The following is a 26,351-nucleotide window of genomic DNA, read 5'->3' on the forward strand; positions in this document are numbered from 1 at the left end:
CGCAGCCACTCCAGGTAGTCCAGACAGTCCGCATCGGTACGAAACCAGGCCTGGAACTCGCCGACCGATCTCGGATAGTGCACACCGGCACGAGGGTGATCCACCACCCCAGCCTACTCCGGTTAAATGGATACCCCCATACCAAGGAAACGACGTGGCGCCAGAAGGAAGGGTCTAGCCGAGGCCGTCCTTGGTCAGGTCCCGCAGCAGCTCGTGGCAGCGGATCGCGCGCTGCGCGTCTTGGTCCTGACACTCGCGGATGAAGGCCTCGACATCCTCGTGATCCTCCGCATCCTCCACGTACTGGTCATACAGTTGCGCGGCCTGCAGCGCGTGGTACTGGATGCTGACCAGGTCGTAGACGATGTCGTCGGCCGGCGTGTGTGCGCTTCCCATCGCGGTCTCCTCACGTGGACGAGACCTCTGCGTTCCCACCGGTGCGAACGCAGACACCTGAGCACTGGTGTTCGTGGTTGCGCGTCGGCGACCGTCGTCCACCACCTCCGTCGCTTGGAACAGGAACGCTCCGGGTATCCGGTCGACGTCGCCGACACCGGACGAGGAGCTGGCTGTGCGTCTCGGACTGTTCACGGACTGCTTTGTGCAGTGGCCGCTGCAGCGCGTCGTGACGTGGGCCGCAGCGCACGGGTACCAGGACCTCGAGGTCGCCGCGTGGCCGTTGTCTGTGGAGGACCACGCGACGCACATCGACGTGGCGGCACTGGACCGGGCGCAGGCGCAGCGCATCGCTGACCTGACAACCAGCGCAGACGTCGACCTCGTCGCCGTGTCCTACTACGACAACCTGCTCGCGCCTGACCGCGGCGAGGCAGTCCGCAGCCATCTCATCGCATGCTGCCGGGCAGCAGAGCACCTCGGCGTTGGGCTGGTCGGCATGTTCGTGGGTCGGAACCCGCAGCGGACTGTGCACGACGATCTCGCCATCGCGTCGGATCTGCTGCCCGGGCTGGTCGATGAAGCCCGGCGTCGCGGCGTGACGCTCGTCGTGGAGAATTGTCCGATGACGGTGTGGCACCCCGACGGCCAGCCGGGCAACCTCGCCTACTCGCCAGAGCTGTGGGGTTGGCTCGCCGACCTCGGCATCGGTCTCAACTTCGATCCATCACACCTACCGCCGGTCGGCGTCGATCCGGTGGCTGCGCTGCGCGCCCACGGTCGCCCGCTGCTCTTCCAGGCCAAGGGCGTCGAGGTCTTCCCCGACGCACGGGATCGCACCGGATACATCGGTCCGCTGTTCGAGGCCGATCCCTGGTGGCGGTACCGGACCCCGGGTCTCGACGACCTCGACTGGCGAGCGATCATCGAGACGCTGCAGTCGACCGGCTACGACGGCTCCATCGTCGTCGAGCAGGAGGACTCCGTCCTGGGACGCTCGGAGAACGACGCGGCCGAGGGCCTGATCACCGCGCACGCGCATCTGGCGCCGCTGCTCTCGAGCCATCCGACGATGTGAGCTTTCCGCTGCCGGCCTTCACTCCGGCGGCGATCGTCGTCCATGACGAGGTGGTGGCTGGCTATGGCGCCTGCGTGCGGTCGACCTGTCGCGCGCGCTCGGCGAAGTCGATCCCGCCATCGCGACTCTCCAGGCGCACGGTCGTGATCACCCGTCCTGCCGTACGGAACGCGGTCGTGTGTGCGCGTTCGACGGCGTGCAGGACCGCGTCGAGATCACCGCTGACGACGGTCGACATCACGCCCGGGTGGACCTCGACATCCGGCCCGTCGAGCGCTTCGATCGCCTGGACGAAGAGGTCGCGCATCATGTCGTTGCCGAAGTGTTCCACCGCAACCTCTGTCGTGGCCGTCGCGGTGCCCCGGTCAGGTCTCTCTGCCATGATCGATTCCTCTCGCCGCCGCTCGCCGCACCTGTGTCCATATGGACCGCCTGCGTGACCTCACCGGACATCGGTTCGCCCGGTGGTCGGTGTGAGAACCGCTGCAACGCGCGTCGCGCATGAGCGCGTGCCCGTCGGGCCGGCTGGTGCGGTCCCGCAACGTCCGGACGGCCGAGGAGTAGCTGGTGAGCGACGAGCGAACGACAGACGACGACACGGGCGACGGCGGGCCGCGCCACGAGGCCGACGAGACCAGCTCCGCGGACGCGGGATTCACCGGTGACGAGGGCGTGGGCTCGGCCCGGCCAGCACCAGCACGCGACGATCTCGACGACAGGTAGGGACGGCCTCAAACCCCCGGAGCCCTTGGTCCGCAGGACCGACGCACGACGGCGGTCGCGGCGGCGCGGAGCGCGCCGAGGCCCCGCCCGCCGCGCCGGGCAGAAGACCGACGTGTCAGTCCGCAGCGGAGACGGCTGCGACCAGGGCGCCGGTCGACTCCTCGTCGAGGTTGGTCGCCAGGTCAGCCTGGCTCACCACGCCGATCAGCTTGTGACCGTCGATGACGGGGAGCCGACGGACCTTGTGCTCGGCCATCGTCTCGAGCGCCAGCTGCGCCGAGTCGTCGGCACCGATCGTCACCGGCTTGCCCTGACCGAGGTCACCGGCTCGCGTCCCGGACGGGTCGCGGCCCTCCGCGAGCACCTTCACCACGATGTCGCGGTCGGTGATCATGCCTTTGAGTCGGTCGTCCTCGCCGCAGATCGGCAGTGCGCCGACGTCCAGCTCGGCCATCATGTGGGCCGCGTCCTCGACGGTCTGGTCCTCACCGACACAGGTCGGATCGCCGGTCATGATTTCGCGTGCAGTTGCCATGGTGTGCTCCTGTCGCATCGATGTGGGTGATTGACGTGGCGACAGGGTCCGGAACGCCATGGTCGTCCTGCCCATGCACGAGAGCGATACACGTGCCGACCGACATCCTGCTGACGCATATCGCTGGGACAGGACCCGTGTCGCACTCCGGTTGGACCGCGTCGATCGGCGGGACACTGCGACCAGCGAGCGTGACGTCGGTGAGAGGAAGACACGTGCGGACGCAGGTCGCCATCATCGGGGGCGGCCCGGCCGGGTCGTTGCTGTCGCTGTTGCTGCACCACGCAGGCATCGACAGCGTGGTGCTGGAGCGGCGCAGCCAGGCCTACGTGCTGTCGCGGATCCGGGCGGGGGTGCTGGAGCACGGCACGTGCGAGACGTTGCGGTCGCTCGGGCTCGGCGCGCGGATGGACGACGAGGGGTTCGCCCATGACGGGGTGAACCTGGCGTTCGGCGGGCGGACCGTGCGCATCGACTTCGCCGACCTCGTCGGCAGGCACGTCATGATCTACGGCCAGACCGAGGTGCAGCACGACCTGTACGCGGCGATGGACGAGCGAGGCGTGCAGATCATCGACCAGGCCGAGGCCGTTGCGGTCCACGACGTCACCGGCGAGCGACCACACGTGACGTTCACCAGGGACGGCGAGACCGAGCGGGTGGAATGCGAGTGGGTCGCCGGGTGCGACGGCCAGTACGGGGTGAGCCGTCTTGCAGTGCCTGGCGGCGTGCTGTCGACATTCGAGCGGGTGTACCCGTTCGGATGGCTCGGGATCCTGTCGGAGACGCCACCGATCAACGACGAGCTGATCTACGCGCACCACCCGAGCGGGTTCGCCCTGTGCTCGATGCGCCACGAGATGCTGTCACGCTACTACGTCCAGTGCCCCGCCGACGCCGACCCCGACGACTGGTCCGACGACCGCTTCTGGGACGAGCTGACCACCCGCCTGCCCGACGAGGCCGTCGCCAACCTCAAGACGGGCCCGTCGATCGAGAAGTCCGTGACGCCGCTGCGCAGCTTCGTGGCCGAGCCGATGCGGCACGGCAAGCTGCTGCTGGCAGGGGACGCGGCGCACATCGTGCCGCCGACCGGCGCGAAGGGACTGAACCTGGCGGTGTCGGACGTGGTCTATCTCGCCGACGCGTTGCGCGCCTGGTACCACAACGGATCGCAGGACGGCGTCGACGCGTACTCCGAGACCGCGCTGCTGCGGGTGTGGAAGGCCGTGCGCTTCTCGTGGTGGATGACCACGATGATGCACACCTTCCCCGACACCAACGACGCGTTCGACGAACGCATCGCCGAGTCCGAGCTGGCCTACCTGGAGGACTCGCGGGCCGCGCGGACCTCGTTCGCCGAGAACTACACCGGCCTGCCCTACTGGCTGCCGAGCGACGCGGGCTGAGGTCCGACCACACGTGTGGCTGCCCCACGTGCCGGTCGCGTTCAGGCACCGCGCGCCGGGCCGTCCGGCTCCGGCCGTCGTTCGAGCTGCTCGGAGATCAGCTCCTTGACGGCGTCGACGTCCTTCGGCGTCAGCACCGGCCACAGCAGCGTGTCGGTCTGCAGCTCGAGGCCGACACCGCGTTCGGACCGGCGCGCGTCGCGGTGGTACCAGTACCGCGGCCACACGAAGCCGTGCAGGCGGAACTCGCGCCCTCTCGTCAGCGGGTGTTCGGTGACCGCACGGATGCGTGCGTAGGGGATCCGGTGGCGGCCGAAGGGCAGGTAGTAGCCGCTGATGACCACACCGTCGTTGTCGAGCGTGACCATGCCGTCGCGGTACAGGATCGGCGGATGGCCCGGGCGCGCCGCCTCCCCCACCTTGTGCGCGGCCGACGTGGCCTTCTCGGCGGCGGGACGCGCGGGCGCAGTCCCGCGCTGCCATCGGGAGCTGACCCGTGCGATCCCCGGTCGCAGCGCGGCCTCGATCCGAACGTTGGCGCGCTGCATCCGCTCCAGCGTGGGTCCCAGTGGGCCGGCCTCCAGGCGGGCGCGCAGCGCTGCCAACCGCGACAGGTATTCGTCCATGCCGCAGTATGCGCAGGCGCGCGGCCGAGCGAAACCGCAGGAGGTACATCCGTGTCAGTGCCCGTTCTGCCGTGGGCCTCTCATGGGCCGCTGTAGTGACGCTCCAGGTCGTGCCAGATCGTCGGGTAGTCGTCCTGCAGCGCCGGGATCGAGCCCGCGTAGGCGGTGGGGATCAACGGATAGCGCGTCTCGAACATGAACGACAGGGTGTCGGACAGGCGCTGCGGCTCCTGCTCACCGCTCGTCGCCTTGAGCCACGCGTCGTGGTCGGGGCCGTGCGGGAAGTACATGTTGTGCAGGCTCATCCCGCCAGGCGAGAACCCCTCCTCCTTCGCGTCGTACACGCCGTGCACGATGCCCATGAACTCCGACATGACGTTCTTGTGGTAATAGGGCGGGCGGAAGGTGTGCTCTCCCACCAGCCATCGGTCGGTGAACACCACGAGGTCGACGTTCGCCACGCCCGGGTCCGGTGACGGCGCCGTCAGCACCGTGAAGGTCGACGGGTCCGGATGGTCGAAGCTGATCGACCCGATCACGTTGAACAGTGCCAGGTCGTACTTGTAGGGCAGGTGGTTGCCGTGCCAGCCCACCACGTCGAGCGGGGAGTGGTCGGTCTCGACCACGAACAGGCGCCCGTCGAACTTGACATACAGCTCGCCTGAGGCGGCGGTGTCCTCGAACGCCGCCGTCGGGTACAGGAAGTCCCGGGGGTTGGCCAGCCCGTTCGCCCCGATCGGCCCCCGCTCGGGCAGCTCGAAGTAGGTGCCGTAGTTCTCGCACACGTAGCCGCGGGCGGTGTCGTCGAGCAGCTCGACGCGGAACACCAGGCCCCGCGGCATCAACCCGATCTCGCCGGGCGCCACCACCAGGACGCCGCACTCGGTCACGAACCGCAGCCGCCCGTCCTGTGGCACGACCAGCAGCTCGCCGTCGGCGTCGTAGACGTAGGTGTCGGTCATCGACTCGGTCGCCATGTAGACGTGTGCGGCCATGCCCGTCTGCGTGTGGACGTCGCCGTTCGTCGCCACCGTGTGCAGGCCCGTGAGGAAGGTGCTCGGTCCGTCCGGGAAAGGCGGCGGATCCCACCGCAGCTGCCCGATCGGCGGGTCCGATTCGCGGTCGGGCCCCGAGCGGATCATGTGGCTGCCCGTCTCGGCGAACCTCCACGCGTGCCGCACCGACGGACGGATCCGGTACATCCACGTCCGCCGGTTCCGCGCGTTGGGCACGGTGAAGGCCGTACCCGACAGCTGCTCGGTGTACAGGCCCAGGGGCGGCTGCTGTGGGTTGTTCTGTCCCTTGGGCAGGGCGCCGGGCACCGCCTCGGACGCCAGCTCGTTGCCGAACCCGGAAAGGTACGTGGCCTCGTCGACGCCTGCGCTCACTTCACGCCCCACGGATCGGTCGCCAGGCGTCCACGCACGTCCTCAGCAAGGTCGTCGCCGGCCGTCGTGGCAAGCAGCCGCCCCGGGAAGCGCGACACCTCGTGCAGCGCCCGCACCGGATGGCACTCCTCGATGAGCAGGAACAGCGCGGCCTCGCCGTCGTCGAGCCGCTCACCCATCGCACGCATCTGGTCGTCGTCGATCCCGATGTCGCGAAGCTTGCCGAACAATCCGCCGAGGGCGGCACCGATCGCCGCGCCGATCAGGGGCTGGCCGACGAACAGGCCCGCCAGCGTCCCCAGCCACGTGCCCGACACGGCACCCTGCCCGGCGGTGACATCCCTTGTCTGGCTGATCCGCACCCGCCCGCCGATGCGGGTCACGATCGCGGCGTCCTCGAGCTTGAGGTGGCCGCGACCGACCATGCGCAGGGCGGCGAGCAGGGCCTCCTGGGCACGCAGTGGCCCGTCGAACGCGAACGCCCACAGGTCGGCGGTCGTGTCACCGCGTGCCTTGGCGACGTCGAGCACGCCGTCCAGGGCCACCCGCTCCTCCTCGGTCAGCACCGCGCGGTCGATGCCGCCGGCGGTCTGGGACTCCTCGCTCACGATGCCCTCACTCGTCGTGTCGACCCGATGCCCGTGAGCCGGGCGGGCATCCACGCTACTCCGCGGAGCCGGGAGGTCGCTGGCCCGCGGCCTGTCTCAGCCGGTTCCTGCTCGCGCGCCCACGACACGCTGGTCGGCGCCCGGCGGTCCGGGCACACTAGCCGGGTGTTCAACCGCTGGCGTCACACGATCACCGCGACGGCGGTGGGTGTCGCGGTGATGCTGGCCGCCTGTGCGCCCGCGCAACCGGCCGCGACGCCGTCGTCGGCCCCAACGCGGGCGACCGCGACCGCTGAGCCGCCGGACGGATTCAGCGCGTCGCTCGTGCAGTATCGACGGGACCAGGCACGCCGGATCGTCGAGGTGAAGCTCGCCAACGCCGGAGCGGCCGCGCTGCGCATCACCCTGCTCGACGTCACGCTGCCGGGCTTCACCGACACCGGGCCGGTCGGCCGCACGACGAACCTCGAGGCCGATCGTCGGGTGGACCTGCCCGTGCCGCTCGGCGAGCCGGTGTGTGAGGAGCCGGTCGACGGCAGCGCTGTCGCGCGGCTCGAGGTCTCGCCCCGCACCGGCGGCACCGTCCGGACGGTGGTGCCCGTCGACGACGATGGGCTGCTCGCGAGGCTGCACGGCTTCGACTGTGCGCTGCGGCGTGCCCACGAGGTCACCGACATCACGCTCACACCAGCATGGGAGCCCCGTGGCGAAGGCCAGAACCTCACGGTCGCCGGCGAGGCATCCGTGGTCCTCACCGAGCCATCGGCGACGGTCCGGATCACCGACGTCGCCGGCAACCTGCTATTCGTCGCCGTACCCGAGACCATCACCCCGCCGCCACCGGTGCGTCTCGACCGGACGGCGACGACCGCCACGATCCGCTTCGAGCTGCTCCCGGCACGCTGCGACGGCCACGCCATCGCCGAGGCGAAGCGGCTGACCACGGTGGCGTTCATGGTGTCGGTCGATGGAGCGGAGAGCGTGCCGATCCGTCGACCACCGGATGACCCGGGCTTCGACACGCTGCTGCGGGCCCTGAACGAGCGCTGCGCCGCCCTCTGACCATCGACGCCGCCGCCGGGGCCGCATGCCGCCGCGGCTAGACTCTTCCGCGTGCCTGACCTCTGGGCGGACTCGCTGGAGGCGCATCGCCACCTCGTGCGCCAGCGCCTGTTGACGGCGTTCGCCGACCTCGCCGCCGAGGTCCCGCTCGACGACATCACGCTGACCGCCGTCGCCGAACGGGCGGGCCTGGCACGCAGCGCGGTCTACAACTACGTCACGTCGAAGCACGACCTGCTGCTGGCCCACACCGCCGACGTGACGAGGCGCTGGGTGGACCGCCTGGTGCGTGAAGGTGGTGGAACGGCGGCCGACCGGCTCGATCGCTTCGTTGCCGCGACCCTGCGGGTGTTCGCGGAGGACCGGCTTGCCGGCCAGGGCGCGGACATCCCGTTCGACGCTGAGCAGCACGAGCGCCTGATGGCCGCTCTGCGCCCCGTCCACGACCACCTCTCCGCACTGCTCGCGGAGGGCGTCGCCGACGGCTCGTTCCGCGGCGATCCCGACGAGCTCACGCAGTTCGTGTTCGCAACGCTCGAGGGCTACCGGACGAGCATCGCCCGCAGGGAGGTCGACGCGAGTGCGACCGCGTCCACCGTCACCGACCTGCTGCTGGACGGGCTGCGTGGCCGGTGGGCGAGCGCGGCCGATCAGACCGGGTCGAGGCGCCCGTCGAAGATCGTGCGCACGCGGTCACCGATCGCCGTCATGCGCTCGTCGCGGGTCACGACGACGGCCGCGACACCGCGCCGCGTGACCTCGTCGCGCAGCAGGTCCATGACCTGCTGGCCCAGCGCGGAGTCGAGCGCGACGTCGGCTCGTCGACGAGCAGGAGCGCGGGCTCGTTCATCAGCGCGCGTCCGATGGCGACCCGCTGACGCTGCCCGCCGGACAGCTGCGCCGGCAGCTTGCCCGCGCGGTCGGTGAGCCCCAGCTCGCCGAGCAGCACGTCCGCACGCTCACGGGCGCGACGGCTCAGCCGGCCACCACCGAGTTGGCGAACCGCCAGCAGGTTCTCCCGCGCGGTCAGGAACGGGACCAGATTGACGCTCTGGAACACGAAGCCGACACGCTCCCGGCGGAACCGCGCGAGGTCCCTTTCGCTGCGGGCCGTCAGGGTCTCGCCACCGACGACGACCTGGCCGGCGGTGGGGGTCGCCAGCGCTCCGGCCAGCGTGAGCAGGGTGGTCTTGCCGGAGCCCGACGGGCCCATCAGCACGACCAGCTCTCCGTCGGCCACGGTCATGTCGACGTCGTCGACGGCAACGACGGTCGCGTCGCCCGTGCGGAACTCCTTGCGGACACCACGGAACTCGAGCGGGTCTGCCATGGTCGCCTCGTCAGCCGATCGCGCGGGCAGGGTCGATGCGCAGCAGCCGGCGCAGCGTGCCGAGTGCGCCGATCAGCGCGGTGAGCACGGTGCCGGTGGCGAGGATCGCCACCCGCGCCGGCAGCACCCGGACCGGGAGCTCCGGCGGCAGGACGGTGGTCAGCGCCAGTGTCAGCAGCCCGCCGATGACGAGTGCCACGGCCGCGATGCCCACCGCCTGCGCCGCCAGGCCGGCCAACAGGTCCCCGGTCCGGCCGCCGACCGCCTTGAGCACCGCGTAGAGCCGCACCCGCTCCAACGTCAGCAGTACGAAGAACAGCGCCACGACGATGAAGGTCACCACGAAGGTCACGCCGATGATGCCCTGGAACGTGGCAGCCTGCTGGGTGACGGCGGGCAGCGCGGCAATGGCATCATCGAGGGCGCCGACGGCAAGCTGGGCGGCGACGTCGCGCAGCGCCGCGACGAGGTCATCGACGGCAACGCCGTCGACAGGGACGACCACCAGCAGCTGGACACCCGACCGGGCGAGCGGGGAGGTTGGCGCCGCCTCGGCCACGAGGTCCCGCCAGGCGTCCATCGGCAGCCACACGGTGGGGGCGCCGTCTGACGCATCGTCGATGAACCCGTCGACGGTGACCTCACGATCCGCGGGCCCGACGAGCAGGCGGTCGCCCGGACTGACGGAGATCAGGTCAGCAAGACGCCGATCAATGATCGCGCGACCGGCATCGGGCGGCGCAGGGACGCGCCCGGACGCCGTATCGTAGCCGTATCGTAGCCGTACGCCACGACGTCGACGATCTCGCCGGCCATCGTGGCGGTGGTCGTGATGCGCGACAGCCCGCCCACCGCGGTAGCGCCGTCGACCCCTGCCGCGCGGTCCTGCACGTCCTCGCCGACGAGGGAGAGGTCGGGCAGCAGCTCGGCGTCCGCCGTCGAGACGAAGGCGACGTCGCCCTGCGCCCGCAGCGCGCCGGTCTGATCCAGCGTCAGGCCGTCCAGATAGCCGCCGAGGACCACGAGCAGCAGGACGAGCAGCGACAGCGCCGCAACCACCGGCGCGAAGCGTGCGGGTCGGCGCAGCAGCTCACGCAGCGCGATGCTCACTCGAGACCCGCCGTTCGGACTGCCTCGACCGGCTCGATGTGCAGGATCCGGCGGACCGACAGCGTGCCGGCGACCAAACCCAGCGCGAGCATGGCGCCGGACGTGACCGCCACCGTCGCCGGATCGAACGTCGCGCCGAAGGTGTCCCGGGCCAGCCAGAGCAGGCCCGACGCGGTCCCACCACCGAGCAGCGTGGCGATCCCCACGACGACCACGAGCTGGACCAGGGTCGGCACGACGACGTCGCGGCGGCGGGCGCCGACGGCGCGGAGGAGCAGCAACGCCTCCCGCTTCTGCACGGTCAGGATCAGGAAGAAGACAGCCGTCACGATCCCGACGACCAGGTACAGCAACACGTAGAGGATGCCGAACGACTGGCTGATGGTGCCGATCCCCGGCAGTGACGACACCGCCGTCGCGCGGTCCAGCGCCTCGACGCCGTCGACCTCGGCGGTGATGCGCTGGGCGACCGCGCTGGCGTCGCCGTCGACGGTGGCGGCGACATAGGAGACCGTCGGCGGCAGCGAGGTGCCGGCACGTGCGTCCACGGCTGCCTGCAGCGTCGGCGCGATCACGTACCAGGTCGGCAGCGCGTTGGCGGCGCCACCCTCCACCAGGCCGACGACCTCGAGGCCTCCGTCGACCCCGTCGAGCGCGACCCGATCGCCGACGCCAGCCTGTGGCATGTCCTCGGTGAGCCCCGACACGGCCAGCGCGGCCTCGCCGCCGGTCCGCGGCAGCCGACCGTCACTGATGTCCGTCGGCAGGCCGGGACCACCAGGGTCGATGCCGACAAGGACACACTGTCGATGCCGTCGACCGCATACGGCACCCAGGTGACCCTGCCGCCTCGTCCACCTCGAGGACAGCATTCACGCGGTCGATCACGTCGGGAGCAAGCACGCTCGCGTGCGGGCTGCGCCGCGCACCGTCGGCGTAGGCGACGACGTCACCGTTCTGCCTGGCGATCGCTCCGGTCAGCTCGGCGGTCAGCGTGCCTGCGACGGCCTGGAAGAACAGCAGCAGGAGGACCAGCAGCGCAACGGCGCCACCGAGCAGGGCGAAGCGGCCAGGCGAGCGCCGTATCTCGGTCAGGTGAGCAGCACGCGAGCCACATTATCACGACACAGTGTCGTGATAAGCTGACGTCCTGTTCGGCCTCGAGAGTGAGATCCTGGCCCTGTCGGGGGAGGCCGGCACACCTAGCGTGCGCATCGCCGATCGCTTGCGCCGGTCACACGACCAGGTGCTGTTCTTCGGCCACACGCGCGTCACCAGCGTTTCCGAGGCCCGGATCAGCAGGTTCGACGCGCTCCGCCGGCTCGGGAGCGCGGAGACGTTCGCGCTGCGCGACTGGCCGGAGGCGCTCCGGTTGTTCCACGTCGCCTGGAACAAGGTCTACGACCGGTGCTACCTGCTGGACTCCGGCCTCCGCTTCCCCGACGGGTACTACGAGCACATCGCAGTCGCCTACCCGATCCTGATGCTGGCCGACCGCATCGGCGTGCTCGACCGCCGTCTGCTACTGCTGCCGCGAGCATCCGGAGCCATCACGTCGACGCCCGGCTCACCCGGCCTCGGAAGGGAACGGCGCCACAACTCGTGACGACCGGTCTGCCGCGACCGTCATCTGACGCTCAGGCCCCGAGCGCCAGCGTCGTGCGCACCGGAGGGGTCCGCAGCGCCCGCAGGAACCGGGTCTCCTCCTGCATCGCGGCACTGAGCTGGCTGTGCAGCTCCTGCAGGTCGGGCAGGCGCCAGTCGAAGCTCGCGATGGCGTCGGTGGCGTCGAGCAACGGGCGGGACAGGTCGTCGCGCACCCGTTCGTAGCCGGCGAGCGCAGCTGACATCGGCATCGCGCCCGTCAGACCTTCGTCGACGGCGTGCACCAGCAGCTCGGCGTCCCGCAGCGCGTCACTGATGCCGTGCGCCGTGAAGGGATCCTTGAAGTAGCCTGCGTCACCGACCAGCGCCCAGCCCGGTCCGAACGGGCGCCGCAGCCAACCGGGAAAGCCGGGAAAGCCCCGCAACGGGCCGTGCCGATGCGCGCCTGCGATGCGGTCCGCCAGCTGCGGCGACAACTCACGCAGGATGAGGTCGACCGCAGCCTCGGGGTCCGGGCGCAGGTCATGGAGGTAGCGGCTGGGAGTCGCGATGACGAAGACGCACACCAGCCCATCGTTGGTGGGGACGACCCCGGATGCACTGCGTGGTCCATAGCTCCATTCGTACCCGGTGACCGGCACGCCGTGGAAGTGGCCGTAGATGACCGCCGCCGCGTGCCTGGCTGCCATGGTGACCGCAGCGCCAACGCTTCTGGCGACCAGCGACCTCGCGCCGTCCGCGCCAACGGTGAGCCTCGCGTCGAGCTCGGTGGCCGCCCCGTCGGCGTCGCGCGCGGTGATTCCCACCGCGCGCCCGTCCTCGTCGGTGCGCACACCTGTGACGTTGACGCCGAAGCGCACCTCGGCGCCAGCCTCCCGCGCGGCGTCGACCAGCACCCGGTCGAGGACGGTGCGGCGCGGGGCGTACAGCGGCCGATCGAGGTCGACGATCACCGGCGCGCCGCCGTAGTCGAAGGTGACACGGTGCACCGGCGGGGTCCCCTCCGCGATGATGCGGTCGAGCAGCCCCCAGCGCTCGAGCTGAAGCACGCCGCCACGCATCAGGGCGTGGGTCGACAGGGTGTCGCTGCCGTACCGCGCACGGTCGACGACCAGCACATCGTGGCCGGCCCGGGCGAGCAGAAGTGCGGTGGCGGCGCCGGCGGGGCGGGCGCCGACGATCACGACATCATGGCTCGACATCCGGCGACTCCTCCTGCGGCGACTTCGTCAAGCGTCGCCGGGGAGGAGGCAGGCGCCATCGGTGACGGCTACCCATGTCGGGGACGTGGGCCCACCTACCTACGGCGCGTCGCCGGCCACGGGCCCACGCGCGTCCGCGGTCAGCTCGACCGTCGTCGAGCCGAACCGCAGGTCGTGCTGGCGAGCCAGCCAGGCACGTTGCGCCCAGCGGTACCGGCCGAGCAGGCGGGCGCCGTGCCGCGCCAGCGCGTAGCGCCAGCTCCCGGCACGTGCGTCGCCCTGGCCGCGTGCCTCCCGGCGCTGGAGGCGCTGGGCGCGGACGATCTCGGGCAGGCGCTCGGCCTCCACGGCGCGGCAGGCCGCATCGACCTCATCGAGGTCGCCGGACGCCGCGGCGGGCACAAGGTGGTTCGCGGCGACGATCACGTCGCGCAGTGCGATGTTGATGCCCTGGGCGCGGACCGGTGACATCGGATGTGCGGCGTCGCCGAGCAGCAGTAGCCCGGGCGCCGTCCACGACCTGGCGCGTCCGACGAGCACGTTGAGCCGCGTCGGCCCCGTCACGGCGTCGCGGTGGTCGCGGACGTGGTCCGCCAGCCACGCCGGCGCGGCGACGAGCGCCCGGTCGAGCCAGTCGTCTCCGGACAGCTCGGCCAGCCCGCCCTTGGGCATGACCACACCACACTGCAGCTGGTCATCCCATGACGTGTACGCGATGAGTGGGTGGGCGCCGGCACGGACCGTGATCCAGAAGTCCGTGACGGCGGCGAGCCCTGCCGGCGACGGCAGCTTCCACCACACCACGTCGTACTGCTCGGGCGACAGCTCGAGCCGGAGACCTGTCCGCGTGCGGACCGGCGAGCCACGACCGTCGCATCCGATGACCAGGTCCGCCGCCAGCTCCTGCGCACCGGTGGCGTCGGCCACCTGCGCGCCGCTGACCCTGCCTCCGGAACGCAGCACGTCGACGAATCGTGTGTCGGGATGGAACGCGAACGTCGGCAGCCGCGACGCGGCGTCGACGAGCCGTTCGATCATCGCCGCGGGCGAAGCCACCCGGAACGCACGCCGTCCGAGCTCGGCGACAGGCTCGGGGATGGTCAGCGACTCCTGGCCGTCGATCACGATGCGCCATGAGCGGACGACACGTCCGGGGAGGTCGTCGATGTCCCAGTCCAGCCGCATCTGCTCAAGCGCGTCGAGGCCGAGTGGCATCAGGCCCTCGCCGCGGAAGACCCGGTCGAACGCCGTCTCGCGTTCGACCAGCCGCACGCCGATCCCCGCGCGTGCGAGCAGCAGCGACAGCGCTGCTCCGGCCGGTCCGGCGCCGACGACCACGACATCCATGTCCACTCCCTGTCCGATGGATGCAGCCTAATGCAACGCGGCGTTGCATGCAACGCCGCGTTGCATTAGTTACGATGCGGATCATGCCACACCCACGCCAGCGACCCGGCGGTCGCAGCGCACGGATCACCGAGGCGGTCCGCGCCGCCACGCTCGCGGCACTGCTCGAGCATGGCGTCAACGGGTTGCAGATCGAGGACATCGCCGGCCGGGCCGGCGTCAACAAGACGACGATCTACCGGCGCTGGGGCACGCGCGAGCACCTGGTCGCCGACGCGCTCGCGGACAGCTCCGGTCAGCAGATCCCGGTGCCCGACACCGGTCGGGTGCGCGACGACCTCGTCACCCTGGCGCTGCGCGTGCGCGACACCGTGACGTCCCCGGCGACCCGCACCCTGATGACCGCGCTGGCGTCGGGACACGACGCCGAGCTCGACGACGTGGGACGGCGGTTCTGGCGTCAGCGGCTTGCGGCGGTCAGGCCCGTCGTCGAGCGCGGCATCACACGCGGAGAGCTGCCGGCAGGCATGAACGCCGACGACCTGATCGTCCGCATCGTCGGACCAATCTGGTTCGCCGTGTTCGGCCCGGGCCGCCCGGTCGACGACGGCTTCGTGGAACGGACCGTCGATCTGGTGCTCGCAGGCCACGCGGCGGCGCCCCCTGGACGCCAGCCGGCCGGATCCCGGTCCGGCGCCGGCGGCCGTACCGTTGGGGCATGACGGACGAACCGGCGCGGCAGGTCACCTTCCTGCTGAGCGACATCGAGGGCAGCACGCGCCTGCTGCGGTGGGTGGGTCCGCGCTACCCGGCCATGGTCGAACGCCACCGTGCCATCCTGGGCGCCGCCGCCGAACGCCACGGCGGCCGGCTGACGCCCGTCGAGGGCGACGGGTGCCTGGCGATCTTCGACGCTCCCGAAAAGGCCGTGGCGGCGGCGGTCGACGCGCAGCGCGACATGCACCGCCAGGACTGGGGACCCACCCCGCTGCGCGTGCGCGTGGGTGTTCACAGCGGGCAGGCCGTGCTGCACCATGGCGAGCACTTCGGGCTCGACCTGCATCGCGCGGCGCGGATCACCGACGCCGGGCACGGCGGTCAGGTTCTCGTGTCCGGCGCCACCTGCGACCGCCTCGCCCACCTGCCGGAAGGGATCGCCCTCCGTGACCTCGGGCACCACCGGCTCCGCGACCTCGAGGGCAGCGTGCACCTGTTCCAGGTGGTCGCGGAGGGGCTGGACGACGAGCACCCACCACTGCGGACGCTGTCGCCCGACGTCCACAACCTGCCCGCCGAGACGGTGACGCTCGTCGGGCGCGACCGGGAGATCGTGCTGGTGCACCGGCTGCTCGAGGAACATCGGCTGGTGACCCTGACCGGCCCCGGCGGCGTCGGCAAGACGCGTCTGGCGATCCACGTCGGCGCAAGCACGGCGTCACGGTACGACGACGGCGTGCGCTTCGTGGAGCTCACGCGCGTCACCGACCCGACGGCGGTCAGCGCCCTGATCGCCTCGACGCTAGGGATCAGTACCAGCGGCGGATCGGCCCTCGGTGCCGTGCTGGCCGAAGCGCTGCGCGACCGGTCGATGCTGCTCATCCTGGACAACTTCGAGCACGTCGTCGACGCCGCACCCGACGTCGGCGACCTGCTTGCCGCGGCGCCAGGGATCCGCGCGCTGGTCACCAGCCGCGAGCGCCTGCTGATCGCCGGAGAGGTGATCGCCGACGTCCCGGCACTGGATGCCAGGGATTCGGCCGACGAGGCGGCCGCGTCGGACGCCGTCACCCTGTTCGCCGATCGGGCGCGTGCCCACGATCCGACGTTCTCGCCGGACGCGGACGAGCTGCGCGACATCACTGCCATCTGCCGCCTCGTCGACGGGCTGCCACTGGCGATCGAGCTGGTGGCGGCCCAGACGCGCGTGCTCCCCGTCCGAACCATCCGCGCGCGTCTGCGCAGCGGCCTCGACGCGGTGACCAGCGAGCGCAGGGACGGGCCCGCGCGGCATCGGTCACTGCGCGACACGGTGGCGTGGAGCCACCGGCTGCTTTCCCCCGAGCAGCAGCGCCTGTTCGCCTGGCTGGCTGTCTTCCGTGGCGGCAGGACGCTCGAGGCCGTCACCGCGGTGTGTGGCGACGTGGTCGTACGCGACCCTGTGGCGGGTGTCACAGCGCTGGTCGACAAGAGCCTGCTGCACCGGCGGACAGGTGACGAAGGCGTCGTGACCTTCGACATGCTCGAGCTGATCCACGACTTCGCCGGGGAGGCCCTGCTGGCGTCGGGCGAGCACGACACCGCCAGCGAGCGGCATGCCCGTTGGATGGTCGATCTGGCCGAGCGCAGCGACCGCGGCATGTTCGGCCCGCAGGCCCGTCTGTGGGAGGACCGCCTGCGTGCGCAGCTCGAGAACCTGCGGCGCGCCCTGAGGTGGTCGTTCGACCGCGGGGATCCGCGTCTTGGGATCCGCATCACGGCCGCCCTCAACCTGTTCTGGTACTGGGGTGGCCCGCACGAGGACGGTCGTGACTGGATCGTTCGGTCCCTGGGCCACCCGGAGCTCGTCGACGACCCGGCGCGCGCCCGGCTCGCGGTCGCCGCGGGCTTCTTCGCGTACGCCGACGGGGACATGGCCACCGCGCGCGATCGCTGGGAGGCAGCGGTCGACGCCTTCGCCCTTGCGGGCGAGGACGAACGGCGGGCGTGGGCCCACGGCATGATCGAACTGAGCCACAGTGGCGACCCCACGCAGCTCCAGGGCGCCCTTGCGAGAGTGGAGGATGCACTGGCCGATCTGACGGCGATGGACGCCAGTGCCCGCAGCATCGCCGACATGCGCAACGTCCAGGGCGAGCTCGCCCGGCTCATCGGCGACGACGTGCTGGCGCGGCGCAGCTACCAGGAGGCGCTGACCATCCTCCGCGACATCGGTGACACCGACAACGCGCCTCGCCTGCAGGCCAACCTGGCATTCATCGCCACCCACGACGGCGACCACGACACCGCTCTGGCGCTCGTGCACGACGCACTGGCCGGCGCGTGGAAGCTCGGCAAGCGGGTGCTGGTCGCGCAGCTGCTCGGCGAAGCCGCCACGCCCGAGACCCACCTCGGCCGTCCCGAGCGCGCCGCCCAGCTGATCGGCGCCTCGGACGCAGCGCTCGCACGGTTCGGCGCGGCGCGACAGCCGACCGACGAGGTCGAGCACGAGGCCACGGTGCAGCGGCTGACCGCGCTGCTGGGCACGGACCGGCTCGACGAGCTGCGTGCCGACGGCGCGCGGCTGTCCCTCGACGACGCGGTGGATCTCGCGCTCAGCTCCGGCGCGCGGTCCCATGGATGACGTTCGCGTCGACGACAACTGACGGCACGCCCGCGGTGACGGCAGCGATGCAGCCGGATCAGCGCATCATGCCCCGGTGCACCCGCGCGGGGCAGGATGGTGCGACCGCAACGGCGCGGAGGGGACGATGGCTGCGACCGCAACGGCGCGGAGGGGACGATGGCTGACGCCCGCGTACGACCGCTCGAGCCCGACCGCTGGGACGACCTCGTGGCGCTGTTCGGTCCCGATCGCGGGGCGTACGCCAATGCTGGTGCATGTGGTGGCGATGACCGGCCGTGAGTTCGACGCGCTCGGGGCCGAGGGACGTCGCGCGGCGTTCCAGGCGAGGTCTCGAACCGCACCGCCGCCGGGGCTGCTCGCATACCGCGCCGGTGCGCCGGTCGAATGGGTGGCCGTGGCGCCGCGTGGTGAGCTCGGTCGACTCAACCGCTCGCCGCTGCTCAAGCCCGTCGACGACGTGCCCGTGTGGGCGATCAACTGCCTGCTCGTGGCACCGGCGCACCGACGGAGGGGCTTGACCGCCCATCTGATCGAGGCCGCGGTCGACCTGGCCACACGCCACGACGCCGCCGCGGTGGAGGCCTGCCCCCGCGTGCTCGCCGACGGCACGACAGCCGACGACGGCAATTTCACCGGCACCCTCGAATGTTCACCTCGGCCGGGTTCGTGGAGGTCGTACGGAGAGGCGATCGGCCGATCGTGCGCGGTCCGTGCGCCGCCGAGCGCTCAGGCGACGCCGAACAGGGCCAGCAGGCCCTCCGCGTCCGCCTCGTCGGGCAGCAGTGCGACGAGCAGGCGGGCCAGCAGGATCGCCTCAGCACACAGCTCGTCGCGCACCAGCTCGTCGCCCGCCGAGGCGATGTAGCCCTCGTTGAACACGAGGTACACGACCGCCAGCACCGCCCGCAGGCGGTCGGGCAACTCGGCGTCGCCGGGACCCGGTACGGGATCTTCGCGGCACGGATCTTGCGCTTGGCACGGACGAGGCGCTGGGCCATCGTGGGCTCGGCGACCAGGAAGGCACGGGCGATCTCACCTGTCTGCAACCCGGCGATCAGGCGCAGCGTCAGCGCGACCTGCGCATCGCGGGCCAGTGCGGGGTGGCAGCAGGTGAAGATCAGCCGGAGCGGTCGTCGGTCACGGGGCCGGTGTCACGGGGCTCGTGCTGCGCGTGCAGCAGCGCCGCCTGGGCGTGGCGGTCGTCCCGGGACGCCTCACGGCGCAGCCTGTCGATCGCGGCGTTGCGGGCGGTCGTGATGATCCAGCCCGCCGGGCTCGGTGGGAGCCCAGCGGCCGGCCAGCGGCGGACCGCGGAGGCGAAAGCGTCCTGCACGGCCTCCTCGGCGATGTCGAGGTCGCCGAACACCCGCGTGAGCACCGCCACCGCGCGCCCGGACTCCAGTCGGAGGTCCGGGCGACGGGGTCGGCATCGGTCCGCACCACGACGACCTGGCGGGACCGTAGGCCGCCTCGACCTACTCGTCGTCCTGGAACGGGCGCACCTCGACCGGCGCCTTGCAGGCCACGCTCGCGCGGCGCGCCCAGTCCACTGCAACGTCGAGGTCCGGCACGCTGATGATCCCCGCACCCGGCGACGACCGCGACCGTGGTCCGGGCGCACGAGGGTGACGTCCTGGTGACCGACGGGCCGTTTCCCGAGGCCAAGGAGCAGCTCGGCGGCTTCTCCGATGTCGTCGCACCCCAGGTGGTAGCACTGGTCGTACTGCTCACCAGCGATGCCACCGTAGATCGCCTCCTGCTCCTCGGTCTTCATGCCCTCGGCACCCGTGAACAGGCCACCGGCCGGAATGCCGACCTCGTGAACGGCTCGTAGTCGGATCTACCGTCGAATGCCGTGGGTGGTCTCCAAGCCCTGGCTCGCGAAGTGGTCCAGGAACAGCTGCTCGATGCACCTCTCGTCTGATCGGCAGCTGCGGTCATCCGCGCTTGAGCGCGCCGGAGATGAGGGCGTCCGCCGCCGTGGCCAGGCGCAGGCCTGCAACATCGAGGCGGCGGAGCAGCTCTCGGTCGCGCAGGGTCTGCATGGTGACCTCGTCGCCGCGTAGAAGCGTGCCCATCTCGTCGTGGAACGCGTCGCGTGCGTCATTGGCCTTCTTCGCCGCGCGCGCCGGCCCGGCGACCTCGGCCACGTCGTCGGTGAGCCTGCCGATCGCCTCAGCGAGCTCGTCGAGGCCCTGGGCGAGGCCGTCGAGCGGGGCGATGAAGCGCTCATGAGGCTCGACGCCGTAGGTGTCGGCCTCAACTGCGAAGTCCCGCAGGTTGTCGAGCACGTCGTCGAGCGAGCCCGACAGGCGGTACAGGTCCTCGCCGTCGATCGGTGTCGTCAGCGCGCGGGCGAGCTCGGTCAGCACCTCGGTGCGCACCTCATCGCCCTTCCGCTCCAGCTCGGTCAGCTCCGCGCGGACATCCGCTGGCGGCCGGCCGTCACGTTGCGCCGCGACGAGGGTACGGGCGGCCTCCACTGCGATCGCCACCTGCCTGGTCAGCAGGTCGACGAACAAGCCGTCGCTGCGACCGGTCAGGTCGCGCCACAGCCGACGAACGCCTCCGCTCATGTCACAGCCTCCACGTCTGGACGACCACCGCTCCCACCACCGCTGCGGAGGGCAGCGTCAGCACCCACGCCAGCGCCAGCTGACCGGCGACGCGCCACCGCACCTGTCGCAGGCCGCGCAGCATCCCCGTGCCCACGAGACCGCCCGCGACCGCCTGGGTCATGCTGACCGGCGCCCCGAGCGCCGCGCTGGACAGTACAGCGACCGCGGCACCGAGCTGTGCGGTGACCTCCTCCTGCGGCCCCCCACGGACGATGCCGCCTCCCAGCGTGCCGGCGGCTGCGCGCAGACCGACGATCGCGCCCACCGAGAACAGCACGGCCACACCGGCCGCCACGGATGGTGTGATCCCGGCCGCCGAGACGGCGACGACCGCGAACATCTTCTGCCCGTCGTTCGCCGCGTACGCGACCGCCTGTGCGACGGTTGCCGTGGCCGCGAGCAGGGCGAGGCCACGCGTGCCGCGGCGGGTGAGCGCGAGCGCCGACAGCGGGACGAGCCGCTGGGCAAGGAGCCCGCCCACGATCGGCGCCGCCACGCCGATCGCCACCACGCGACCGACACCCGTGCCGAGGATCGGCAGGCCACGCCCCAGACCGGCGCCGACGATGCCGCCGACCATCCCCAGCGTCAAGCTCGTGGGCAGGCCAAGGCGCGTGAGGACGGCGACAACGACGATGGCGGCAACCGCCCCCGTCGCGACGACCTGTGGCTGGGCCTCCTGTGAGGCTCGGACGAGCCCTGACGTGAGCGTATCCGCGACCCCTGTGCCCAGCACCAGCGGCACGGCGACCAGCGCGCCGGCCACCACCACGATGGTGCCCAGCGGGCGGACGCCCGGGACGCGCAGCTGCGACGCGACCATCGCGCCACCGTCGTTCGCGCCGTTGATGACGGCGAAGGCGGCAGCGAGCCAGAGGAACACTGCATTACCCTGAGGCCTGGGAGGCGCCGGTGCAAGCCGGACGCCCACGGCCGATCCGCGAATCCTGCGCGGGCCCGTACCCGAGCGGGTCAGGACCCGGCCGATCGGTCGTGGGCTACCTTGGGCGCACGATCGTCGAGGTCCGACCATGAACAGGTGAGCTGGGAGGCTCCGCCCGAGCCACGCCGCCGTTGGACGGCGGTCGTCGGCGTCATCGCGATCATGGTCGCCGTGACCGCCGCCGTCGCGGTGCTCCGGCGCGACGGCGGGTCGGCCGAGTTGACGGTCGACGGCGCCGGGGTCGACCCTGCTGGCACGGATCTCGACGGCTCGGTCGCAGGCGACGAGCTGGTGCGTGCGCCGCTCGATCCTGTCGAGACCCCGAGCGGAGGGCGACCGCTGCCCGACGCGCCGGAACTGACGGTCGTGATCGCCGACTTCGGCAGCAGGCTCCAGCTGATCGAGCTGTCCACGGGCGCACGTCGCGAGGTGCCCGTGTTCGTCGACGGCACCCGCCTGCGACCCGACGCCCTCCAGCTGATCGGCGGTGACCTCATCTACGACGCGGCGGGGCGCGTGGTGCGCCTGGTCGAGGGCGACGAGGGCGCACCCCAGCAGCTGGCACAATACCACCGCTCCATCCCGACCGGCGATGCGACGTCGGTCTGGGTCTACGACCACCTCACGGCGAACATCGGCGGCGTCGCGTCACGCATCGGCTTCGACGGGGCCCTCCTCGACCAGATCGAGCTGCCGGCGCTCGCGCAGCCGCTCGCCGGCACCGCCGACCAACTGATCGTCAGCACGCCGGGCACCATCAGCGGCATCGACGTCGACAGCGGTCGCCGTCGCCAGATCGCGCGGGGACAGGCCCTGGCGAGCGACGGCGTCCGCGTCGCCCGGCTCGACTGCCTGGCCGATCTCTCCTGCGGCGTCGTCATCGGGACCGTCGACCAGCCCGACCAGGTCCGGGTGACGCTCCAGACAGGCGACGTGCCGGTCGGGCTGTTCGACGTGCCACAGGCACAGTTCTCGCCCGACGGGCGGTGGCTCGCGCTGCCCGTCTACCGAGAGCTCGACAACGAGCGGCTCGAACGATCGAACGTGGCCGTCATCGACGTCACCCTCGGCACCGAGGTCGACCGCGTGCCCGGGTCCACCCTCACCGCTCCCACGACGCCGTTCGCCTGGTCACCCGACAGTCAGTGGCTGGGGGTGAGCACCGGCACCAGGATGCAGCTGTGGAGCGCCGAGCACGGGACCGCGACCGAGCTCGCGCTCCGCTTCCCGCCGACGTACGCGGTGGCCCTGCGCTGACACCCGCCTCCCTCGCCTGCCCGCCAGCATCCACCAGCGGGTCCCAGCCGGCATGCGCGGCGCCACTCGTCACGCGCGTGCCAGCCAGCACCCACATCCGGGCCCAGTCGGCAATCATCGGGGATCAGGTCGACGTGCGGAGCCAGACCGCGCCGTGGGGCGGCACGACGCCGTCGTCGGTCTCGGGGTCACTGCGCAGCAGGATTTCGCCGTCGACCGGCACGCGGGCCGGTGACGACCCGAAGTTCACGACGCAGGCGAACCCCGGCGCTCTGGTGAAGGCCAGCACCTCGCCATCGGTGTCGAGCCACGCGAGGGTCCCGTCGCCGAGCGCGGGCAGCTCGCGGCGGAGGCGGAGTGCGGACCTGTACAGGTTCAGGATCGACGAGGGATCGCGGTCGAGCGCCTCGACGGTGCGCCCGCGCCAGCCCGCGGGCTGCGGCAGCCAGGGCGTCGCGCCGTCGTCGGTGCTGAAACCGAACGGAGGCATGTCGCCGGACCACGGCAGAGGGACCCGGCAGCCGTCGCGGCCGCGCACCGTCTCGCCCGACCGCCGCCACGTGGGGTCGGTGAGGTGCTCGGTCGGCAGGTCCTCGACCTCGGGTAAGCCCAGCTCCTCGCCCTGGTACAGGTACACGCTGCCGGGCAGCGCGAGCATCAGCAGGGCGGCGGCGCGCGCGCGTCGCAGGCCCAGCGCGAGGTCGGCGGGACGGCCGAGCAGATGATCGAGGTTCGACCCCGCGACGTCGTGCTGATCGCGGGCAAACCGCGACACGTGGCGGGCGACGTCGTGGTTGGACAGCACCCACACGACAGGTGCGCCCACCGCGCCCTGCTCGGCGAGCGACCGAGTGACGGCGGAGCGCACCGCGTCCGCCCGCCACGGCGACTCCAGGAAGACGAAGTTGAAGGTGGTGTGCAGCTCGTCCGGACGTACGTACCGCGCCATGCGCTCCGGATCGTCGAGCCACGCCTCGGCGACGAAGACCCGCGGCGGGTCGTAGCTGTCGGCCAGCCGTCGCCAACCGCGGTACACGTCGTGCACCTCGTCGCGGTCCCAGTGAGGGTGGTCGATCGAGGGCAGCAGACCGAACCGGTCGCCGAGGTCAGGCAGGTCCTCCTGCTTGACCAGCGAGTGCGCGACGTCGATGCGGAACCCGTCGACGCCGCGGTCGAACCAGAACCGGAGGATGTCCTCGAACGCCTCACAGGTGCGCGGGTCGTTCCAGTTCAGGTCCGGCTGCTCCGGCGTGAACAGGTGCAGGTACCACTCGCCGGGGCTGCCGTCGGCCTCCGTCACGCGTGTCCACGCCTCGCCGCCGAACACGCTGTGCCAGTCGTTGGGTGGTCGGTCGCCGCCGGGGCCGCGGCCGGGGCGGAAGATGTAGCGCGTGCGCTCGGGTGATCCCGGGCCGGCCTTCACCGCCGCCTGGAACCACGGGTGCTGGTCGGACGTGTGGTTCGGGACGACGTCGAGCAGAAGGCGCAGGCCGAGGTCGTGGGCGTCCCGCACGAGCGCCTCGGCGTCGCCAATCGTGCCGTACATCGGGGAGATGTCGCAGTAGTCGGCAACGTCGTAGCCGCCGTCAGCCATCGGCGACGGATACCACGGGTTGATCCAGATCGCGTCGACGCCGACGTCGCCGAGGTACGCCAGGCGCGACCGCAGACCCGCGATGTCGCCGTTGCCGTCGCCATCGCCGTCGCGGAAGCTGCGGATGTAGACCTGGTAGACGACGGCCTGACGCCACCAGGGGGTGGCGGACTCGTACTGGGGCATGGGCGATCGCCCTTCGTGGGCTGGCTCGGGCTCGGGTGGACGCGCGGTGTTCAGGAGCGGCGCGGTCCGAACAGGTCCGCGAGGCCTGTCGCAAGGAAGGGCAGCCCCGGCGCGACGACCGCGGTCGGGATGAACGCGACCATCATGCCGCCGAGCGTGAGCAGCGTCACGATGGCCGCCGCGATGGCCCGGTTGTACCACGTGGTTCCCCTCGGCCTGGACACGGTGACGACCGCGGCGGCGGCGTAGCCCGCGAGGAGCGAGGCCAGGGGGTTGCGGAATATCAGGAGCGGCAGGCCGATGGCCAGCGACAGCCCCATGCCGGCGAGCACGGCGAGCGGCCAGTATCGCGTCAGGACACCAGCGCCACGGTCGCCAGACCGAACGGGATCAGGAGCACCGCCAGGCCGACGCCGGAGGCGGCGATCATGGTCCCGTGCGCCTCGGGATCCGCTCTCGTCCCCGCCGACTCGACCGCGAGGCCGTACGCCATCGCCCAGAAGCTCATGACGACGAACAGCGTGCCGATCGCGATGGCGCCCAGCGGCGGTTCTCGGTGGCCTCCCGTACCGACGTCAGCCCTTCACCGCCTGCCGTGGCCTCCGGCGAGACGACGAGCATCACGAAGAACAGCCCCATCAGCCCGGTGGGCCAGAGGAAGATCACCGGATTGGTGTCGAGTCCGAGCCTGCGCGCGAGCGGATCGCCGGCTGATTGCGCACCTGGGCCCCGGCTGACGACGGCTTGCACGAGGTCCAGGCAGGCGACACCCTGTTCGGCATCGCCGAGTCCGAGCTCGGCGATGGCAACCGCTGGCCCGAGATCCACGACCTCAACCGCGATATCGTCGCGGACCCCGACCACATCCTGCCTGGACAGGTGCTGATCCTGCCGTGAGCCTGAAGCGCAGTGTGATGGCCACGACATCCGATCGGCTCGAGCTGGCGCTGGACTGCGTGACGGACGGCCGTCCGTCACGGGTCCCCCGCTCGCTGCCGACCGAGGAGTTCACGGCCGAGGCCTTCCGCGCGGAAGCGGCGGAGGCCGCCCGGAACGCCCGGCCGTGGACGGTCGGGGACGGGATCCAGGGCGTCGGGATCGGCGAGAAGACCTCCCGGGGCAGGCCGACCGGTGATCTCGCGCTGCGGGTCTACGTCGACCACAAGAAGCCGCTCGCAACGCTTGATGACAACCCGGTGCCGGAGGCGGTGAGGATCGGCGACGTGCAGGGCGTGACGACCGACGTCATCGCCATCGGCACGGTCGAGCCCGAGCTGTTCGCCGAGCGCGCCCGGCCGTGCATGCCGCGGTGCGGCATCGGCCACCTCAGGGTCACCGCCGGCACGTTGGGCGCCATCGTCCGGCGAGCCGGCGACGACGCCTTGCTCGCGTTGAGCAACGCCCACGTGCTGGCCGACGACGGGCGGGCCCAGCGCGGTGACCAGGTGCTGCAACCAGCCGTCGAGGACGGCGGAGGTGAGGGCGACGTCGTCGCCCACCTCGAGGACTTCGTGCCGTTCCAGTTCGGTGGAGACGGCTTCCCCAACCTCGTCGACGCTGCGATCGCCCCGGCTCGCGGACGGCGCCGCCGAGCCCGTCATCCGCCTGTTGGACCGTCGGCCCGCCGGTGTGACGACCAACCTGCGCCGCGGCATGCGCGTGCACAAGGTCGGCAGACGACCGACCTGACGATAGGCATCATCACCGACGTCCATCTCCGACTGACGATGCGCTACCGAAGGGTGTCCGACGACCGGGTCGGGTTCCCGCGACCAGGTCCTGTGCACCAGGTTCACGGAGAGCGGCGACTCGGGTGCGCTGGTGCTCAGCTCGTCGAACCGGGCCGTCGGCCTGCACTTCGCCGGCTCGCCGTCGGCGAGCGTGTTCAATCGCATCGGCCACGTGCTCGACGTGCTCGACGTCGAGCTGGTCACCGACGAGACGACCTGACCCAGCGCGACCGTGTGTGCACGGCCACGACCGGAGGATCC

At 71.4% G+C, this 26,351-nt stretch carries 33 protein-coding genes; 12 read left to right on the forward strand and 21 right to left on the reverse strand.

Going from position 1 to position 26,351, the window contains the following annotated elements; translation table 11 throughout:
- Window positions 1-174 precede the first annotated feature (174 nt).
- On the reverse strand, window positions 175-396 hold the full coding sequence (locus tag VK923_19320) for a hypothetical protein (GenBank protein ID HSJ46830.1): 222 nt from the start codon (window positions 394-396) through the stop codon (window positions 175-177).
- Window positions 397-571: 175 nt separating this feature from the next.
- Here VK923_19320 and VK923_19325 point away from each other — a divergent pair, with 175 nt between their 5' ends.
- On the forward strand, window positions 572-1,474 hold the full coding sequence (locus VK923_19325; protein HSJ46831.1) for a sugar phosphate isomerase/epimerase: 903 nt from the start codon (window positions 572-574) through the stop codon (window positions 1,472-1,474).
- A gap of 61 nt (window positions 1,475-1,535) precedes the next feature.
- On the opposite strand, the gene VK923_19330 is transcribed toward VK923_19325, so the two are convergent.
- Complete coding sequence (locus VK923_19330) at window positions 1,536-1,856, reverse strand: thiamine-binding protein (protein HSJ46832.1); 321 nt, start codon at window positions 1,854-1,856, stop codon at window positions 1,536-1,538.
- A 185-nt stretch (window positions 1,857-2,041) separates the two neighbouring features.
- Here VK923_19330 and VK923_19335 point away from each other — a divergent pair, with 185 nt between their 5' ends.
- Window positions 2,042-2,197, forward strand: a complete 156-nt coding sequence (locus VK923_19335; protein HSJ46833.1) for a hypothetical protein — start codon at window positions 2,042-2,044, stop codon at window positions 2,195-2,197.
- Between the two features lie 115 nt (window positions 2,198-2,312).
- Here VK923_19335 and VK923_19340 read toward each other — a convergent pair whose 3' ends face one another.
- On the reverse strand, window positions 2,313-2,732 hold the full coding sequence (locus VK923_19340) for a CBS domain-containing protein (protein ID HSJ46834.1): 420 nt from the start codon (window positions 2,730-2,732) through the stop codon (window positions 2,313-2,315).
- 215 nt (window positions 2,733-2,947) lie between these two features.
- Between VK923_19340 and pobA the strand changes: the two genes are divergently transcribed.
- Window positions 2,948-4,141, forward strand: coding sequence for a 4-hydroxybenzoate 3-monooxygenase (gene pobA, locus VK923_19345; protein ID HSJ46835.1), 1,194 nt, complete (start codon window positions 2,948-2,950; stop codon window positions 4,139-4,141).
- A gap of 41 nt (window positions 4,142-4,182) precedes the next feature.
- Here pobA and VK923_19350 read toward each other — a convergent pair whose 3' ends face one another.
- The 3 genes from VK923_19350 to VK923_19360 form a co-directional block, all read right to left on the reverse strand.
- Window positions 4,183-4,767 (reverse strand): hypothetical protein, encoded by a 585-nt coding sequence (locus VK923_19350; GenBank protein HSJ46836.1) that lies wholly within the window; start codon window positions 4,765-4,767, stop codon window positions 4,183-4,185.
- Between the two features lie 80 nt (window positions 4,768-4,847).
- Complete coding sequence (hmgA, locus tag VK923_19355; GenBank protein HSJ46837.1) at window positions 4,848-6,167, reverse strand: homogentisate 1,2-dioxygenase; 1,320 nt, start codon at window positions 6,165-6,167, stop codon at window positions 4,848-4,850.
- Window positions 6,152-6,763 carry a DUF1269 domain-containing protein gene (locus tag VK923_19360; GenBank protein HSJ46838.1) on the reverse strand — a complete coding sequence of 204 codons (612 nt, stop codon included), beginning with the start codon at window positions 6,761-6,763 and terminating at the stop codon, window positions 6,152-6,154. Before VK923_19360 ends, hmgA begins: the two co-directional genes overlap by 16 nt.
- Before the next feature lie 363 nt (window positions 6,764-7,126).
- On the opposite strand from VK923_19360, the gene VK923_19365 reads away from it, so the two are divergent.
- Complete coding sequence (locus tag VK923_19365; GenBank protein HSJ46839.1) at window positions 7,127-7,825, forward strand: hypothetical protein; 699 nt, start codon at window positions 7,127-7,129, stop codon at window positions 7,823-7,825.
- A gap of 724 nt (window positions 7,826-8,549) precedes the next feature.
- Here VK923_19365 and VK923_19370 read toward each other — a convergent pair.
- The 4 genes from VK923_19370 to VK923_19385 form a co-directional block, all read right to left on the reverse strand.
- The gene (locus tag VK923_19370; GenBank protein ID HSJ46840.1) at window positions 8,550-9,155 is read right to left on the reverse strand and encodes an ABC transporter ATP-binding protein; all 606 of its coding nucleotides are present in this window, start codon (window positions 9,153-9,155) and stop codon (window positions 8,550-8,552) included.
- A gap of 10 nt (window positions 9,156-9,165) precedes the next feature.
- Window positions 9,166-9,735, reverse strand: a complete 570-nt coding sequence (locus tag VK923_19375; GenBank protein HSJ46841.1) for an ABC transporter permease — start codon at window positions 9,733-9,735, stop codon at window positions 9,166-9,168.
- Between the two features lie 110 nt (window positions 9,736-9,845).
- Window positions 9,846-10,265: a hypothetical protein gene (locus VK923_19380; protein ID HSJ46842.1), complete on the reverse strand. Its 420-nt coding sequence runs from the start codon at window positions 10,263-10,265 to the stop codon at window positions 9,846-9,848.
- Window positions 10,262-10,951 carry an ABC transporter permease gene (locus tag VK923_19385; protein ID HSJ46843.1) on the reverse strand — a complete coding sequence of 230 codons (690 nt, stop codon included), beginning with the start codon at window positions 10,949-10,951 and terminating at the stop codon, window positions 10,262-10,264. The genes VK923_19380 and VK923_19385 overlap by 4 nt, the downstream gene beginning before the upstream one ends.
- Window positions 10,952-11,174: 223 nt before the next feature.
- Here VK923_19385 and VK923_19390 point away from each other — a divergent pair, with 223 nt between their 5' ends.
- Window positions 11,175-11,411 carry a hypothetical protein gene (locus tag VK923_19390; protein ID HSJ46844.1) on the forward strand — a complete coding sequence of 79 codons (237 nt, stop codon included), beginning with the start codon at window positions 11,175-11,177 and terminating at the stop codon, window positions 11,409-11,411.
- Window positions 11,412-11,472: 61 nt separating this feature from the next.
- On the forward strand, window positions 11,473-11,871 hold the full coding sequence (locus VK923_19395; protein ID HSJ46845.1) for a hypothetical protein: 399 nt from the start codon (window positions 11,473-11,475) through the stop codon (window positions 11,869-11,871).
- A 31-nt stretch (window positions 11,872-11,902) separates the two neighbouring features.
- On the opposite strand, the gene VK923_19400 is transcribed toward VK923_19395, so the two are convergent.
- Both VK923_19400 and VK923_19405 read right to left on the reverse strand, forming a co-directional pair.
- A complete protein-coding gene (locus tag VK923_19400) occupies window positions 11,903-13,072 on the reverse strand; it encodes an NAD(P)/FAD-dependent oxidoreductase (protein HSJ46846.1) in 1,170 nt (389 codons plus the stop codon).
- A gap of 99 nt (window positions 13,073-13,171) precedes the next feature.
- Window positions 13,172-14,419, reverse strand: coding sequence for an FAD-dependent monooxygenase (locus VK923_19405; GenBank protein HSJ46847.1), 1,248 nt, complete (start codon window positions 14,417-14,419; stop codon window positions 13,172-13,174).
- 83 nt (window positions 14,420-14,502) lie between these two features.
- Between VK923_19405 and VK923_19410 the strand changes: the two genes are divergently transcribed.
- The 3 genes from VK923_19410 (at window position 14,503) to VK923_19420 (ending at window position 18,041) form a co-directional block, all read left to right on the forward strand.
- Entirely contained in the window at window positions 14,503-15,141 is a 639-nt protein-coding gene (locus tag VK923_19410; GenBank protein ID HSJ46848.1) for a TetR/AcrR family transcriptional regulator, read from the forward strand.
- Window positions 15,138-17,759, forward strand: coding sequence for an AAA family ATPase (locus tag VK923_19415; protein ID HSJ46849.1), 2,622 nt, complete (start codon window positions 15,138-15,140; stop codon window positions 17,757-17,759). The genes VK923_19410 and VK923_19415 overlap by 4 nt, the downstream gene beginning before the upstream one ends.
- 159 nt (window positions 17,760-17,918) lie before the next feature.
- A complete protein-coding gene (locus tag VK923_19420; GenBank protein HSJ46850.1) occupies window positions 17,919-18,041 on the forward strand; it encodes a hypothetical protein in 123 nt (40 codons plus the stop codon).
- 447 nt (window positions 18,042-18,488) lie between these two features.
- Here the strand turns inward: VK923_19420 and VK923_19425 are convergent, their stop codons facing one another.
- Both VK923_19425 and VK923_19430 read right to left on the reverse strand, forming a co-directional pair.
- Complete coding sequence (locus VK923_19425; GenBank protein ID HSJ46851.1) at window positions 18,489-18,683, reverse strand: DUF6596 domain-containing protein; 195 nt, start codon at window positions 18,681-18,683, stop codon at window positions 18,489-18,491.
- 196 nt (window positions 18,684-18,879) lie between these two features.
- A complete protein-coding gene (locus tag VK923_19430; protein HSJ46852.1) occupies window positions 18,880-19,146 on the reverse strand; it encodes a sigma factor in 267 nt (88 codons plus the stop codon).
- A gap of 252 nt (window positions 19,147-19,398) precedes the next feature.
- Here VK923_19430 and VK923_19435 point away from each other — a divergent pair, with 252 nt between their 5' ends.
- Window positions 19,399-19,596 carry a hypothetical protein gene (locus tag VK923_19435; protein HSJ46853.1) on the forward strand — a complete coding sequence of 66 codons (198 nt, stop codon included), beginning with the start codon at window positions 19,399-19,401 and terminating at the stop codon, window positions 19,594-19,596.
- A 103-nt stretch (window positions 19,597-19,699) separates the two neighbouring features.
- Here the strand turns inward: VK923_19435 and VK923_19440 are convergent, their stop codons facing one another.
- Together VK923_19440 and VK923_19445 are read right to left on the reverse strand one after the other, a co-directional pair.
- A complete protein-coding gene (locus VK923_19440; GenBank protein HSJ46854.1) occupies window positions 19,700-20,338 on the reverse strand; it encodes a DUF47 family protein in 639 nt (212 codons plus the stop codon).
- A gap of 1 nt (window position 20,339) precedes the next feature.
- On the reverse strand, window positions 20,340-21,263 hold the full coding sequence (locus VK923_19445) for an inorganic phosphate transporter (protein ID HSJ46855.1): 924 nt from the start codon (window positions 21,261-21,263) through the stop codon (window positions 20,340-20,342).
- A 156-nt stretch (window positions 21,264-21,419) separates the two neighbouring features.
- On the opposite strand from VK923_19445, the gene VK923_19450 reads away from it, so the two are divergent.
- Entirely contained in the window at window positions 21,420-22,580 is a 1,161-nt protein-coding gene (locus VK923_19450) for a hypothetical protein (GenBank protein HSJ46856.1), read from the forward strand.
- Window positions 22,581-22,704: 124 nt separating this feature from the next.
- On the opposite strand, the gene VK923_19455 is transcribed toward VK923_19450, so the two are convergent.
- From VK923_19455 to VK923_19475, 5 genes are all read right to left on the reverse strand, one after another.
- Window positions 22,705-24,360, reverse strand: coding sequence for a glycoside hydrolase family 13 protein (locus VK923_19455; GenBank protein HSJ46857.1), 1,656 nt, complete (start codon window positions 24,358-24,360; stop codon window positions 22,705-22,707).
- A gap of 50 nt (window positions 24,361-24,410) precedes the next feature.
- A complete protein-coding gene (locus VK923_19460; GenBank protein HSJ46858.1) occupies window positions 24,411-24,680 on the reverse strand; it encodes a hypothetical protein in 270 nt (89 codons plus the stop codon).
- 32 nt (window positions 24,681-24,712) lie between these two features.
- A complete protein-coding gene (locus tag VK923_19465) occupies window positions 24,713-24,868 on the reverse strand; it encodes a hypothetical protein (protein HSJ46859.1) in 156 nt (51 codons plus the stop codon).
- Window positions 24,865-25,224: a hypothetical protein gene (locus tag VK923_19470; protein ID HSJ46860.1), complete on the reverse strand. Its 360-nt coding sequence runs from the start codon at window positions 25,222-25,224 to the stop codon at window positions 24,865-24,867. Before VK923_19470 ends, VK923_19465 begins: the two co-directional genes overlap by 4 nt.
- Before the next feature lie 110 nt (window positions 25,225-25,334).
- Window positions 25,335-25,961, reverse strand: coding sequence for a hypothetical protein (locus VK923_19475; protein HSJ46861.1), 627 nt, complete (start codon window positions 25,959-25,961; stop codon window positions 25,335-25,337).
- A 220-nt stretch (window positions 25,962-26,181) separates the two neighbouring features.
- On the opposite strand from VK923_19475, the gene VK923_19480 reads away from it, so the two are divergent.
- Window positions 26,182-26,310, forward strand: coding sequence for a hypothetical protein (locus VK923_19480; protein ID HSJ46862.1), 129 nt, complete (start codon window positions 26,182-26,184; stop codon window positions 26,308-26,310).
- Window positions 26,311-26,351 lie beyond the last annotated feature (41 nt).

The sequence above is a fragment of the Euzebyales bacterium genome (assembly GCA_035461305.1).
In the GTDB taxonomy this organism is placed as follows: Bacteria; Actinomycetota; Nitriliruptoria; order Euzebyales; family JAHELV01; genus JAHELV01.

Excerpts from the sequence above, each read along its gene's own strand:
- VK923_19440 (HSJ46854.1), bottom strand. The coding sequence starts at position 20,338 with ATGAGCGGAGGCGTTCGTCGGCTGTGGCGCGACCTGACCGGTCGCAGC.
- VK923_19420 (HSJ46850.1), top strand. The coding sequence starts at position 17,919 with ATGGCTGACGCCCGCGTACGACCGCTCGAGCCCGACCGCTGGGACGAC.
- VK923_19320 (HSJ46830.1), bottom strand. The coding sequence starts at position 396 with ATGGGAAGCGCACACACGCCGGCCGACGACATCGTCTACGACCTGGTC.
- VK923_19375 (HSJ46841.1), bottom strand. The coding sequence starts at position 9,735 with ATGGACGCCTGGCGGGACCTCGTGGCCGAGGCGGCGCCAACCTCCCCG.
- VK923_19400 (HSJ46846.1), bottom strand. The coding sequence starts at position 13,072 with ATGTCGAGCCATGATGTCGTGATCGTCGGCGCCCGCCCCGCCGGCGCC.
- VK923_19475 (HSJ46861.1), bottom strand. The coding sequence starts at position 25,961 with ATGACGGGCTCGGCGGCGCCGTCCGCGAGCCGGGGCGATCGCAGCGTC.
- VK923_19410 (HSJ46848.1), top strand. The coding sequence starts at position 14,503 with ATGCCACACCCACGCCAGCGACCCGGCGGTCGCAGCGCACGGATCACC.
- VK923_19465 (HSJ46859.1), bottom strand. The coding sequence starts at position 24,868 with ATGAGCTTCTGGGCGATGGCGTACGGCCTCGCGGTCGAGTCGGCGGGG.
- VK923_19415 (HSJ46849.1), top strand. The coding sequence starts at position 15,138 with ATGACGGACGAACCGGCGCGGCAGGTCACCTTCCTGCTGAGCGACATC.
- VK923_19385 (HSJ46843.1), bottom strand. The coding sequence starts at position 10,951 with ATGCCACAGGCTGGCGTCGGCGATCGGGTCGCGCTCGACGGGGTCGAC.
- VK923_19330 (HSJ46832.1), bottom strand. The coding sequence starts at position 1,856 with ATGGCAGAGAGACCTGACCGGGGCACCGCGACGGCCACGACAGAGGTT.
- VK923_19340 (HSJ46834.1), bottom strand. The coding sequence starts at position 2,732 with ATGGCAACTGCACGCGAAATCATGACCGGCGATCCGACCTGTGTCGGT.
- VK923_19455 (HSJ46857.1), bottom strand. The coding sequence starts at position 24,360 with ATGCCCCAGTACGAGTCCGCCACCCCCTGGTGGCGTCAGGCCGTCGTC.
- VK923_19405 (HSJ46847.1), bottom strand. The coding sequence starts at position 14,419 with ATGGATGTCGTGGTCGTCGGCGCCGGACCGGCCGGAGCAGCGCTGTCG.
- VK923_19460 (HSJ46858.1), bottom strand. The coding sequence starts at position 24,680 with ATGGGGCTGTCGCTGGCCATCGGCCTGCCGCTCCTGATATTCCGCAAC.
- VK923_19350 (HSJ46836.1), bottom strand. The coding sequence starts at position 4,767 with ATGGACGAATACCTGTCGCGGTTGGCAGCGCTGCGCGCCCGCCTGGAG.
- VK923_19370 (HSJ46840.1), bottom strand. The coding sequence starts at position 9,155 with ATGGCAGACCCGCTCGAGTTCCGTGGTGTCCGCAAGGAGTTCCGCACG.